This window comes from Prolixibacteraceae bacterium (assembly GCA_019720755.1).
Taxonomy (GTDB): domain Bacteria; phylum Bacteroidota; class Bacteroidia; order Bacteroidales; family Prolixibacteraceae; genus Halosquirtibacter; species Halosquirtibacter laminarini.
Genome location: CP081303.1, coordinates 875,182 through 888,197, shown reverse-complemented (window position 1 = coordinate 888,197; position 13,016 = coordinate 875,182). Strand labels below are relative to the sequence as shown.

Sequence of the window (13,016 nt, the reverse complement as noted above, 5' to 3'; positions counted from 1 at the left end):
ATAAACTAGATTTCCTTTCAAATTTTCATAGTACTCCTTAACCTCGTTTTTTTAGTCATCTTAAAGGTTTAATATGTTTGTCATTATTCAAATAAAATACTTTTTTATGATAAAGCCATGTATAGAGCAGGGCTTTTCCAAATTGAATATTTATATTGACACAAATCACTTCATAAATAAAGCTATTATGTCTATTTTTAAATACTGGAATATTAAAAATTCTTATAATATAATTGCTCAAAAAAATTATTCATCAAATAAGAAACTTAACTCATGACTATGGGTAATTCTGACAGGCAAAATGTAATTTCAGCTTCTGATACTTCAATCGGATTTGATTATCAATTTTATTATTTTTTTTATCTTACACTTGGTCTAAAACATGGGGAAAAAATTGGCTTAGAGGAAAAAGATGATGTTCATGTAGAACTATCAAATGGTGACCTAATTCTGATTCAAACAAAACATACTCTCCAAACAAGGTCTGATGGTGAATCTATTAATTTAACTGAAAGAGATAAAGACCTTTGGAAAACAATCTCCAATTGGACTAAAATTATTAATGAACAAGCATCTCCACTTGACTATGTAAAAAAAACTACCTTTCAGTTAATAAGTAACAAAAGCCTAGCTTCCAACCAATTTATCATTAATCTTAAACAACTAGCAGAGGATGACATAAATGTATCATATTTCAAATCTTACTTGAAATCTCTTCACGATAGCACTACTGATAAAACGATATGTAATTACATTAATGAATTTAAAGCAATCAAAGCTGCGTTATTAAAAGAATTCGTTATGCACATTGGTTTTGAATTTAATCAAGATGATTTAATAAGGCTAATAAAACAACGAATATTAGAAAAAATATATCAAAAAAATAGAGTTGATGATGTGTACGTAAAACTTCATTCTGAACTAAGAGACACCAATTATTTATCAGTTAAAAATGGCACAAAAAATGTTATAGGTTTTGAAGATTTTATAAATAAATTCAGAAAATGTTTTCAGGTTGCAATGAGTGATAAATTACCTGTTCGAAGTTTTCAGTTCTCTCTTCCAGAGAATCCTGAAGAACAATTATTTATTAAACAGCTAATTCATATTAGAGACATATCGATTGAAGACAGGGAGGAAATCATTGAATTTACAACCCAACTATTACAACTCTACAACAACCTAAAGACTTGGGAAGATGATGGAGATTTATTGCCTTCTGAATTAAAAAAATTTAATGAAGAGACAATCCAAATATGGAAAAATAACTTCAAAGCAAAATATCGAAAAATAAAACATAAAATAAACTCTGGAAATTCAATTGAGGAATTAAATGATAATATCAAAGAAACGGCTGTATCTCTTTTAGATGAAATGAGAAATAAAATTCTAAAAATTGATGATACAATTCTATCAACGGAATTAAGTAACGGACACTTATATCTACTTACAGAGAGTCAAGAAATTGGTTGGCAATATGATTGGAAAAAAACAGAATAAAAATGAAACACTCTAGATACCTGTATAACAATGAAGCAATAGCAAGTGTTGCCTTGGGATACTTTATGAAACTACATAAAGTTGGATGTGCTACATTTGTTCGGACAATTAGATAAAGCACTTATCTTTACAACATGACAATAAAAAAAAGAAAACGTTACGACAAAGAATTCAAGACAATGGTTGTTAACCTCTGTCTTAGTGGCAAATCAACAAGTGAGGTTGCTTCGGATATGGACCTTGATAGAAGAATGGTATATCGATGGGTTAGTGAGCAGACTCAATTCAAAGAGAATAGTTTTAAGGGGAACGGTAATCCTGTTCGTACTGCTGAACAAGAAGAAATTACTGAACTAAAGGCAGAACTTCGTAAAACACAAATAGAGCGAGATATATTAAAAAAGGCAGTGAGCATATTCTCCAAGAGCGACAGCACAAATATGAATTTATAGCAACGTTTAACAACGAATTTACTGTCGAGGATATGTGCCGTGTTATGCAAGTGAGTCGAAGTGGTTTTTATGATTGGTTATCAAGAGAAGAAGCTCCTAGATCCATTGCTATAAAGGAGGATACTATTCGTATTCGAGAAATATACGAACAATCTAAATACCGATATGGCAGTCATAAAATTACAGCAGAATTAAGAGTACAAGGCGTTGTTACTTCAAGAAATAGAGTTGCTAGAATAATGAAAAAAGAATCCATTAAAAGTATTGTAAATAAGAAATATAAGGTACAAACAACTGATTCTAATCATTCAAATATAATATCAGACAACCACTTGGATCGAAAGTTTTCACCTGACGAACCATCAAAAGTTTGGGTCTCTGATATAACTTATGTTCCAACAGACCAAGGGTGGCTTTATTTAACAACGGTAATAGACCTTTTTGATCGAAAAGTAATAGGATGGTCTCTTTCAGATAATATGACCACGGAGTGTACAATCATTAAAGCATGGAGGATGGCTAAAATAAACCGTGATAACAAGCCAGGTATGATTTTTCATTCCGACAGAGGTGTACAATATACAGCAAAAGTATTCCGAGATGAGTTAGTTAAAGATCGAATAAAACAAAGTATGAGCAGAAAAGGAAACTGCTGGGATAATGCAGTTGCAGAAAGTTTCTTTAAAATTATCAAATCAGAAATGATTGATCATAAACACTACCACTCTCATTTCCAAGCTAAGATAGACATAATTGAATTCATCGAAATTTGGTACAATAGACAGAGAAGACATGCAACACTTGGTTATTTGACTCCTCTCGAATTTGGGAAACAGAAATATTTTAATGTGGCTTAATTAATTGTCCGATATTTTGTTGCATATCCAAGTTACTTCAATCGCAAAAGCTTTAATAGTATTGCCACTTGTTTTACATGAACCCACAATGAAGAAATTAAAAGGTCGTTCATTTAAAAGGAGCATTGAAGAATTCATAATAAAACATCCTGAATGTCTTATTACTTTCAATAAACGATATGAAGACTTTCTACCTATCTCAGTTAATTCAATAACCATTCTTAATGCCATTAATGTCACTCGAATTGAAAAAGAAGCTCTTCTATATAATATAGGAGCGAACTTCTCCCCTGAAAACTCAATTAAAATAGGGAAAAGGGCTAAAAATATTTTTCAAGCAATTGACTCTCTGAATGAACTAATTAAAGATGAAGAAACACACTCTCTATACCTAAAACTCAAAATTCAATTATGAAGTTCCATATTAAAAAAATAATCCTATGGTTTAAAAATGATTCTAAACCAAGAGAATTGGTATTTAAACCAAATAAAGTCAATGTAATAACTGGTGGTAGTGGCACAGGCAAAACAAGCTTATTATCAATTCTAGATTACTGTATGCTTTCAACAAAAGCTAATATTACAGAGGAGATTATAAACGAAAATGTTTTATGGTATGGTTTAGATTTTAAAATTAATGATAAGGATTTTGTTATAATAAGAAAACACCCTATTAACAATATAGGTTCAAAAGAAATATACTTTTCAAGTGATGGAACAATTCCAAATACTCCAGAACAAAACAATGATATAAAATCTGTAAAAACTGCCTTAGAACAAGAATTTGGTATAGATGAAAATTTAAAAATCCCTTTCGGTGGTAAGTATATTACTGGTGGTTCAAAAATATCATATCGCTACTTCTTATTATTCAATACTCTATCGGAAGATACAATAGCTCACACTAATACTTTTTTTGATTATCACCTTTATGAAAGAGACAAGTATATTGAAGCCTTAGCCCGTATCTTTTATTTGGCTATAGGTGTTGATGATGTTGAGAATGTACTAGCAAAAGAAAGAATAGATAAGCTTGAAAGAGAACTTCTAAAAATTGAAAAGAAAAAGAAAGCAATTGATAAAGAAGAAAAATTATTCGGAGAAAAAATTATAGAACTTGTTGGCAAAGCACAAGAATACGATTTAATTGAAAGAAAACTATTTACAATAGAAGAAGGAGAAAAACGATTATCGAATTTAATTAATGATTTTAAAACAGCAAACTATTCTAGCAACATGCAGATGGTTGATGATTTGAATAAGAATAAGCGAAGTTTATTTCGTAAGTTGAGAAATCTAGAACGTTTCGATTCAGAATACATTGACTATAAAAAAAACCTTCGAAATAACTATGACAGCTTAAGACCAATAGAATATTTACAAGAAAATTTCAATGAATTAATTCCTACAATTGAATTAAAAACATTCTTATCAACTCTAGAAGCATCCTTAAGGAACATTAAAACTGAAGTTTCTAAAAGAAAAACACTATCTACAAATGTAAAATCAGAAATTTCAGTAATTAGAAAGAAAGTTCAAAATATCGATGCTGAACTATCTAAATTGCCAACAACAACGAAAGATTATAAAGATGAAGCTCAGAAATTCATATTTATTGGAGAGTTAAAATCACAGTTAGATTTTTATAAAGATAAGTGGAACATTGATGATGAAATATCAGACACATCTAATATCTCAGTAGAAATTGATGAGCTAAAAAAGATTATTAGTAATACGAACGATAAAAGACGTATAATTATTAACGAATTGGAATCTAAAATTCAAAGATATTTTGACTTATCAGAATCAATGGGAGTCTACCAAAATTATAAAGTCTTTTTTGATACTAAAGAAAAAAATTTGAAAGTAAGGAAGCCCAAAGAACAGCTTGCTCAACAAACAATTGGAAGTAAATCAAACTACATGTTCTTACACCTGTTCATGTTCCTAGGACTTCATGAACATTTTATTGATATAGAACAAAGTTATATACCTCAATTTCTAGTTCTTGATCAACCAAGCCAACCATATTATGAAGGCATAAAGGAAAATGAAGAGCTAACTAAAGATGATGATAAAGGTAAGCTACAAGACGCATTCAGCCTTATAAATTCATTTATCAATATTATAAACAAGGAGTATGAAACAGATTTCCAAATAATTCTATTAGAACATGCTCCACAAAAATACTGGACTGAAAAAAAATTAGAAAATTTTCATTTAGTTGAAAAATTCAGAGATGGTAATGCATTAATACCACCATCTGCGATGATAGAACCAGACGAATCTGCTTAAGACTAAATATTCCATTATAATTAGTCCTTTCAGGAGTTAATTGAAACAGATGAATAGGTTTTACTCGGATGATAAGCTAAAAAAACATTACTGTATAATCTTACAAATAAAAGAAAAGAACCAATGACAGCTAAAGAATTTATTGAAAAAATTGATACTCTTCGAGAAAATATTTTAAAATATGACGATGAGCCTGATATTCATTTAGGGTACACAAAAAACGACGTAACTTATATCAAAGATTTTGAATTTGAAGTTAGAGAGAACTTTAGTAAAAACGATGATATTTTTATTATTGTAAATACGAATGAATAAAATCAGACAAAAAAGGTATATCTGCACTCCACTTTGTGTGGCTCCAAAAACTTTTATTTTCGCATTAAATAGTTCTTACAATTTGACGAAACGAGGGCAAACACATGGGTTTGCAGCTACAATGTCGAATTTGTATGGTTCTGATATCATTATATTGCGTAATATGAGACAAGGCAGTGCCGTTGTCTCTACGGTTGTTGAAACATATTTGAAATGCATCATTTAATGCTACAATGATGTATTATGAGATGTAGGCGCTCCCTTTAAGGGTGCCCTTTTATTTGTAAAACAAACAATTATAATAATTCATTGACAACATTTATATGTAGCTCTGCATTACTATTTGACGAAACGAGGGTAAACACATGGGTTTGCAGCTACAATGTCGAATTTGTATGGTTCTGATATCATTATAATGAATCGTTGTACTGCATGATATAAGACAAGGCAGGGCCTTGTCTCTAAGGTTGTTGCAACATATTGGAAATATATCATTTAATGCAATAATTTTGATGTATTAAGAGATGTAGGGGCTCCCTTTATGGGTGCCCTTTTGTTTGTAAAACAAACAATTATAATAATTCATTGACAACATTTATATGCGATTCTCGCATATGAGGGTAACCACAAGGGATACCCCTACCATTGTTCATATTGAATTGATGGTTATTTTGCTTCGACAAGCTCAGCAACCTTTCTGGGATCAATCAATATTTGAAATGCAGCAACTTTCTACTTTCACATTTAGAGATAAAAAAAGTCCTACACAGTAAATTCGTGCAGGACTTTCTTTGTGATTGAAAGCGGAGAGAGGGGGATTCGAACCCCCGGTACCCGAATAGAGTACGCCAGTTTAGCAAACTGGTGGTTTCAGCCACTCACCCACCCCTCCTAAGATGGTTGATCTGAATCAATCTGTCGGGGTACCAGGATTCGAACCTGGGACCCCCTGCTCCCAAAGCAGGTGCGCTAACCGGACTGCGCTACACCCCGAAACTAAAAAACGTCCATCAAGACGTACAAAAAAACGGTTAAATAAAAAAAAGCGGAGAGAGGGGGATTCGAACCCCCGGTACCCGAATAGAGTACGTCAGTTTAGCAAACTGGTGGTTTCAGCCACTCACCCATCCCTCCTAAAATAATTGATCTATGATAAATCTGTCGGGGTACCAGGATTCGAACCTGGGACCCCCTGCTCCCAAAGCAGGTGCGCTAACCGGACTGCGCTACACCCCGAAACATAGATCGTTGAATAAAGATACCCAACTTATTTGCAATAACTACTATTAAGAACGAATAGTTTGTCGGGGTACCAGGATTCGAACCTGGGACCCCCTGCTCCCAAAGCAGGTGCGCTAACCGGACTGCGCTACACCCCGAAACTATAGATGATTGAATAAACTACTCAATCCTATTGCAATAGATAATATTAAGAACGAATCGTTCGTCGGGGTACCAGGATTCGAACCTGGGACCCCCTGCTCCCAAAGCAGGTGCGCTAACCGGGCTGCGCTACACCCCGAAATATAGTTCGTTGAATAAACATTCAACGCTATTGCAATAAGACTTATTAAGAACGAATAGTTTGTCGGGGTACCAGGATTCGAACCTGGGACCCCCTGCTCCCAAAGCAGGTGCGCTAACCGGACTGCGCTACACCCCGAAACTAAAAATAATTGAATATACTATTCCATCCTATTGCAATAGAACCTATTTTGAACAAATGGTTCGTCGGGGTACCAGGATTCGAACCTGGGACCCCCTGCTCCCAAAGCAGGTGCGCTAACCGGGCTGCGCTACACCCCGAAATATAGTTCGTTGAATAAACATTCAACGCTATTGCAATAAGACTTATTAAGAACGAATAGTTTGTCGGGGTACCAGGATTCGAACCTGGGACCCCCTGCTCCCAAAGCAGGTGCGCTAACCGGACTGCGCTACACCCCGAAACTAAAAATAATTGAATATACTATTCCATCCTATTGCAATAGAACCTATTTTGAACAAATGGTTCGTCGGGGTACCAGGATTCGAACCTGGGACCCCCTGCTCCCAAAGCAGGTGCGCTAACCGGACTGCGCTACACCCCGAAATATAGTACATTGAATAAACATTCAACTTCTATTGCAATAAAACTTATTAAGAACGAATAGTTCGTCGGGGTACCAGGATTCGAACCTGGGACCCCCTGCTCCCAAAGCAGGTGCGCTAACCGGACTGCGCTACACCCCGAAACTATAGTTCGTTGAATGAAACATTCAACGTTTTTTTGATAATGACTATTTTGAGCTAATAATCTGTCGGGGTACCAGGATTCGAACCTGGGACCCCCTGCTCCCAAAGCAGGTGCGCTAACCGGACTGCGCTACACCCCGAAACATCATATTGTCAAAAAAAGACATACAAAAACTGATTTTAAAAATCAGCGGAGAGAGGGGGATTCGAACCCCCGGTACCCGAATAGAGTACGTCAGTTTAGCAAACTGGTGGTTTCAGCCACTCACCCACCCCTCCTTGATTGCGGTTGCAAATGTAGAAAACTCTAGCTTTTACACAAAATAATTAGCCTAAATAATTCCCACTACATCGCAAGTTTTTACCCAATTTACTATAAATCAATTCTATTGATTTATACTTTTTTTATGCTTCACACAAAACAATAGAATAAAAGAGCCTCTCTATTCCTTAAGAATGTTCTATTTCAACATAAAAAAGGCTTCTGATTATATCTATAAGAAAAATAAACCAAAGCCGTATTAGGACAATTATACTACGTTAAAATATTCCTTCCGACACTTTAATTTTAGAAGCAGTCCCAAATTGAAATATAGATCAATAGAACTTACACTCTTTACTGGACACTCCCAAAAACTCCCATCCTGACCTTATACAATTTTACTCTTTCACTTATCTTAGCCTATCTTGCCATACTCATACGTCAAGGTTTCTTTACCTTTTGGTTACTCTAAGGGTAACCAAAGGGTAAAGAAAGGGTAACCAAAGGGTATCCGAAGTAGGGCTCAGGTTCCTTTTTGTTTACTACTAAAATAAACGAAGACACTGTTCGAAAAAGAAGAGAAGTCACTATCCATAAAGAGAGAGACTCTGTCAGAGAAGGCGTATTAAAAAATCCTTTGGGGGTATAGTAATAGAGATGTCCCATCATGATTGATGGCATCGAAATAGTAGATACAACATGGGATTCGTGGAAGTAAAGTTCGTAGACATTGCATCGGAGTAATCAAGGTAGCAAACCACCCCCCCTTTCTCAAAAAAAGGCACGAAAGCAACAAGTTGCTTATACAATCCCAAGAAGTCTAAGATTGTATTGCTATAACTCCCAAAGCATCGTTCGCTGAAGATCATAGTGGCAAAAAAACACCCCAAAAAAATGATCAATCAGCATAATCAAACCTCTCTATGAAAAGGCAGACTACTGCTTATTGCTTATCATTTACTCTTCGAAACAATCGTTTTGTCTTTTTATAAAGAACAAGTGGGGCATCGTCTGTAATTGTATATCCATCAACATCAATCATATTTTTTCCTGTAATATCCTTGTGCGTGTCATGCGACAGGTTCGCTAGAAAAAGAGAAGAGGTATTTTCAAAGTAGAACAGGGCATCGTAACGATCGTTTCTCATAGACAGATTACCAGCCCCCCCGTACACCTCAAAAGCATGGCTATTTTTAACGACCAAATGTCGAGATAGGCCCTCATACTTAAAGCCATATAAAATTACCCTATTACAATGATCCACCTCTAGTGGTGTAAAATTTTCTTTACCCACCTCACTCTTTGTAGACATGTAATAATCCTCCACCGAAATTTGATAAAAACGTAAAGTATTTTGTGTATCTTTTATTAATAAATGACGAAAAGAGTCCGCTACGGTTCCTTTTGTTCCGATATCTAAGCAAAGTCCATAGATCTTCCCCCCAGCATTTCCCCCAAAGCGGATAAACGGTTGTTCAAAGGCATTAGGACCATAGTTCAGTAGTCGATAGTCGGTCTGTACATCACGCATCGTAAAATTACCTGACTTTACATCCAATAAGGTAAAAAATCTATTATTTGTCAAACCTTGTTTTATGGGAGCCGAATTGAGAACGAGTCCTAGGTCGGTTAATTTTACAGATGCATCTTTGTCGTTTTCCGTTTCGATAACAGAGACAGGCGAATCTGGCAACCAATCCTCTGCCACCATGAGGAGAGAGATATTTTTTCCTGCTCCAGTCATCTTCACCCCATCTTTAAGAGATAGACTGCGCTTCAGATGGAAATGACCACGAGGAATAAAGATTGTTTTTCCGAAATGTACGCTTTTAGGGTTTACCACTGCATCAATTGCATTTTGAATGGGCACCCCATCGTCATCAGAATCATCATCCCTTGTTGCACCAAAATCTTTTACTATATCTACATGAGGATCTTCCCAAGAAGGCATTTTACCCCAAACATGTCTAGTAAGCAGATCTTTTGGAGGACACTCATCTAAAAGAGGTAATTTCAAACAACAATCATGAACTCCATCGGCATAACGTTTCTTATCTATATGAACTTGTCCATGATCGACACTCGTAGCATATACATACTCCTGCATTCGCTTCCATTGATTCACATTGCTTTCAAGGATGTCCAAAGACGAAGCATTGTTTCCACTTGAAATAGCAATACGAGACTTAAACCAAACATTACGGACCACCATATTCTGACGATAATTAAATACAGCAGTACTAGAGCCGAAGGTTTCAATAGCGCCATCAACCAAGACGAGATCACCACAAGCACCTTGCTCAAGAGACGTATTCGTATTATGAACGCGAATGGCTTCATATTTAGCATTTGGATCTGTTGGGCCAATAATTTCGAACCCACACAAAGTAAGCGCACCTCGTGTGTTCAATACTTCTATAGCATGTTCTGTCTGATTCTCCAACCGAATACCAAATATGGTGGGACAAGGTCGATACTGATTTTGTTGAATTCCAATCCTTCCTCCCTCTATTTTGATATTGGCAGCATACCCCCCTGATCCAGGCAAAGATTTAATTCCAACATCAAAATTTCCTGATATATCGATATTCTCTAACACACAATGTTGGGCTCCAGCATTGGATATTGCGGAGACGTGGGGATTGTTTCCCATCTCTATTTTAAAATTTCGTAGGGTGCCTAGATAGTGTCTTGAAGGGGCCTTTTTACCATTGGTATCCATATATTCAAACAAAATTAGTATATGGTCAGAAACGGTTGCATTATCTTTTAAACGAAATATTGGAGGATGTAGCGCTTCTCCCAATAAAATATGTCCAAATTTACGTTGACTCATCGCTTGGATTGAATTTTGTGGTAGCGCTTTGCCTTGCAGTTGAATGCAGTGCAACTGATCGGATAACAGATAAGTCCCAAAAGGAACATAAACCACTAGATTGGAGGCAAAAGCATCGTCTATGGCCCATTGAATAGCCTCTGTGTCATCTGTAATGCCATCCCCTTTCGCACTATATGGAGCCTTGGTAACATCCAAAAAACCATCCTCCCAATATATTTGAGATGAAAGGTTACTGTAAAGTCTTTGTGGAAATAGATTGGGGGCTACATTTTTATAGATCCTTATATGGGCAGAAGTAGGGCATATAATGAACAAACAGATCAATAAAACACCACATATCATCATGATTACTCGCTTCATATCTCGTTGGGTATAGTTCGTTTATTACAAATTTGATGGTTGATTATAGCTTTCAAGAGATTGATAAAACATCATTCATCCAATCTAGCGATACCATTACAGCAAGAAACATAACGAATTAAACTTGAAATAGAAACACAACAATACTTAATATAAAAAAATCTATTTCAAGGTTCTCTTTCGTCATAAAGATAGAAATTCAATGGCAACATACGAAAGGGATAGATGATATAACGACTCACTTCCCTTAAGATCAAAGCGTCCCTATATCTCTTATATAGAATTCCACCATTTTTCTATTCCCTTTTTGAACTATTACAGAAGGGATAAATACAAGCAAAATAACATGATCATTAGTCGTAGATGAACAATATGAGATCAAAAATTCATGGATCTTTATTGAACAATTTCTCTCTTAATATCCTTTAATAATAAAAGAGCGTATTTTATGACATATCCCACGGTAGCTTGTATTTCTCTGAAACAGGGGAACTGATATTTGAGAATCTTTTAGACACAAGCGAAGCGTTATATTGAATTATTGTAGACAAAGCGACTGCTATTGGGATGAAAACATTTGAATTTTTATGATTACTCGCAACTACAATAAAACCAATAATTTGAGCCTATACAATGGGCATTTTTAACAATTACGGTCATTTTTTTAAATCAAAATAGTTTTGTCAATGAAAAAAACTATTAACTTTGTTATCAACAAAACAGAAGATATTTAAATATAAAAGATATCGCGCTTAGTATCTGTTTTTGGTAAACTAACATTTACATTTTAAACGAGAAAGCTTATGACTGTAAAGACAGGCCTCAACTCGCAAGAGTAACCTTTCGAGGTTCAGTGGAAGTCTGATCGGCCAGGCACTCAAATCCTGTTATAAGGAGTTTTACACAATACATTACTTTGCGCGACCCATACAAAAAGGAGCTTATTTTAAGCTCCTTTTTTGCGTTTTATCACTCTCCACCTATATAAAAGCAATTCAACTGAGTAGATACGCACATACCATTAGCTCTACCAAAACACTTTAAATTTTACGAGCTCAATATTATTTTCGTCCATGACGATTGCCTCCCCCTTTACGGTACCGCTTCATGAGATAAACTCTATAACTACGCTCCGCAAGAAAGAGTCTTAATGCTTTTTTAGGACCAATAGCCTCTTCGAATTTGGGTTGATATTTTTTCAATAATCCTCCCTCTTCGACCACCGCATCGCTTATTTTTAGAGAGAGTTCTGTGATCTTCTGGTTATCGTCAGTCTTCACCACCTCATGAATTTCGCCATAATAGGCACGAAGTTTTGAATGAATATCCCGACGATTAGACTCATAGTCATTATATATGGGCCAAAAAGCAGCAGACTCCTTAGAAGAGAGATCCAGGAAGTTGGTAAAATATGCCACCTTTTCAGCTTTCATCTCTTCCGAGAGACAACGTTGTGCATTCGCATGACCTCCTAAAATCATCACGATAAAAAGAATCATCCATCTAAAACAGGACTTATTTTTCGGTATTCTCTTCATTGTATATTGCATCATAAATTAGTTTATTGTCCACCAAATACTCTTGAATATCTTCCATCTCTTCCTCAGAGATTACCTCAATTTGAGGCGTTGATTCCATTTCAGCAGAGAGGTAAGTATCAATCTTATCTTGCATCTGTCTATTGCTCGACATAACAAATAGGTTTACCACCATTAATAAGATAGAGGCAGCCACACCAACATAAGACCACATCAAGACCTTAGAAGGTTTCACCTTTGGTGCTTCCACCGACTCTTCTTGATCGATACGCTCCATCATCTTTGCAGAGAACTGGTCGAAATAGCCATCCGGAACGTCCCAGCTCTTTTTGTTATTTTTCAACTTATCTAGTTCCATAATCT

9 protein-coding genes and 13 tRNA genes are annotated in these 13,016 nt (G+C 35.4%); 6 read left to right on the top strand and 16 right to left on the bottom strand.

The genetic code is table 11. The features are described 5' to 3' along the window. The first annotated feature begins 279 nt into the window (after positions 1-279). From K4L44_03770 to K4L44_03745, 6 genes are all read left to right on the top strand, one after another. Positions 280-1,500: a hypothetical protein gene (locus K4L44_03770; GenBank protein QZE14955.1), complete on the top strand. Its 1,221-nt coding sequence runs from the start codon at positions 280-282 to the stop codon at positions 1,498-1,500. Between the two features lie 134 nt (positions 1,501-1,634). After that, positions 1,635-1,952 (top strand): transposase, encoded by a 318-nt coding sequence (locus K4L44_03765; GenBank protein QZE14954.1) that lies wholly within the window; start codon positions 1,635-1,637, stop codon positions 1,950-1,952. Continuing rightward, the gene (locus K4L44_03760; GenBank protein QZE15948.1) at positions 1,895-2,809 is read left to right on the top strand and encodes an IS3 family transposase; all 915 of its coding nucleotides are present in this window, start codon (positions 1,895-1,897) and stop codon (positions 2,807-2,809) included. The genes K4L44_03765 and K4L44_03760 overlap by 58 nt, the downstream gene beginning before the upstream one ends. Before the next feature lie 16 nt (positions 2,810-2,825). Continuing rightward, positions 2,826-3,224, top strand: a complete 399-nt coding sequence (locus K4L44_03755; GenBank protein ID QZE14953.1) for a hypothetical protein — start codon at positions 2,826-2,828, stop codon at positions 3,222-3,224. Then, positions 3,221-5,104: a DUF3732 domain-containing protein gene (locus tag K4L44_03750; GenBank protein ID QZE14952.1), complete on the top strand. Its 1,884-nt coding sequence runs from the start codon at positions 3,221-3,223 to the stop codon at positions 5,102-5,104. The genes K4L44_03755 and K4L44_03750 overlap by 4 nt, the downstream gene beginning before the upstream one ends. A gap of 123 nt (positions 5,105-5,227) precedes the next feature. Beyond that, positions 5,228-5,419, top strand: a complete 192-nt coding sequence (locus tag K4L44_03745) for a hypothetical protein (GenBank protein QZE14951.1) — start codon at positions 5,228-5,230, stop codon at positions 5,417-5,419. An 804-nt stretch (positions 5,420-6,223) separates the two neighbouring features. Here K4L44_03745 and K4L44_03740 read toward each other — a convergent pair. From K4L44_03740 to K4L44_03665, 16 genes are all read right to left on the bottom strand, one after another. Next, a tRNA-Ser gene (locus K4L44_03740) sits at positions 6,224-6,311 on the bottom strand. 26 nt (positions 6,312-6,337) lie between these two features. Further along, a tRNA-Pro gene (locus K4L44_03735) sits at positions 6,338-6,412 on the bottom strand. A gap of 53 nt (positions 6,413-6,465) precedes the next feature. Beyond that, positions 6,466-6,553 (bottom strand) — tRNA-Ser (locus K4L44_03730). A 27-nt stretch (positions 6,554-6,580) separates the two neighbouring features. Then, positions 6,581-6,655: transfer RNA gene (locus tag K4L44_03725), tRNA-Pro, on the bottom strand. 68 nt (positions 6,656-6,723) lie between these two features. After that, a tRNA-Pro gene (locus tag K4L44_03720) sits at positions 6,724-6,798 on the bottom strand. Positions 6,799-6,866: 68 nt separating this feature from the next. Further along, positions 6,867-6,941: transfer RNA gene (locus K4L44_03715), tRNA-Pro, on the bottom strand. A gap of 66 nt (positions 6,942-7,007) precedes the next feature. Next, positions 7,008-7,082: transfer RNA gene (locus tag K4L44_03710), tRNA-Pro, on the bottom strand. Between the two features lie 68 nt (positions 7,083-7,150). Continuing rightward, positions 7,151-7,225 (bottom strand) — tRNA-Pro (locus K4L44_03705). 66 nt (positions 7,226-7,291) lie between these two features. Continuing rightward, a tRNA-Pro gene (locus tag K4L44_03700) sits at positions 7,292-7,366 on the bottom strand. A gap of 68 nt (positions 7,367-7,434) precedes the next feature. Further along, a tRNA-Pro gene (locus K4L44_03695) sits at positions 7,435-7,509 on the bottom strand. A 67-nt stretch (positions 7,510-7,576) separates the two neighbouring features. Then, a tRNA-Pro gene (locus tag K4L44_03690) sits at positions 7,577-7,651 on the bottom strand. 68 nt (positions 7,652-7,719) lie between these two features. Then, positions 7,720-7,794, bottom strand: a tRNA-Pro gene (locus K4L44_03685). A gap of 51 nt (positions 7,795-7,845) precedes the next feature. Next, positions 7,846-7,933, bottom strand: a tRNA-Ser gene (locus tag K4L44_03680). A 926-nt stretch (positions 7,934-8,859) separates the two neighbouring features. Next, positions 8,860-11,115, bottom strand: coding sequence for a glycoside hydrolase family 55 protein (locus tag K4L44_03675; protein ID QZE14950.1), 2,256 nt, complete (start codon positions 11,113-11,115; stop codon positions 8,860-8,862). Between the two features lie 1,061 nt (positions 11,116-12,176). Next, entirely contained in the window at positions 12,177-12,668 is a 492-nt protein-coding gene (locus tag K4L44_03670) for a hypothetical protein (protein QZE14949.1), read from the bottom strand. After that, positions 12,631-13,011, bottom strand: a complete 381-nt coding sequence (locus K4L44_03665; protein ID QZE14948.1) for a hypothetical protein — start codon at positions 13,009-13,011, stop codon at positions 12,631-12,633. The genes K4L44_03670 and K4L44_03665 overlap by 38 nt, the downstream gene beginning before the upstream one ends. Positions 13,012-13,016 lie beyond the last annotated feature (5 nt).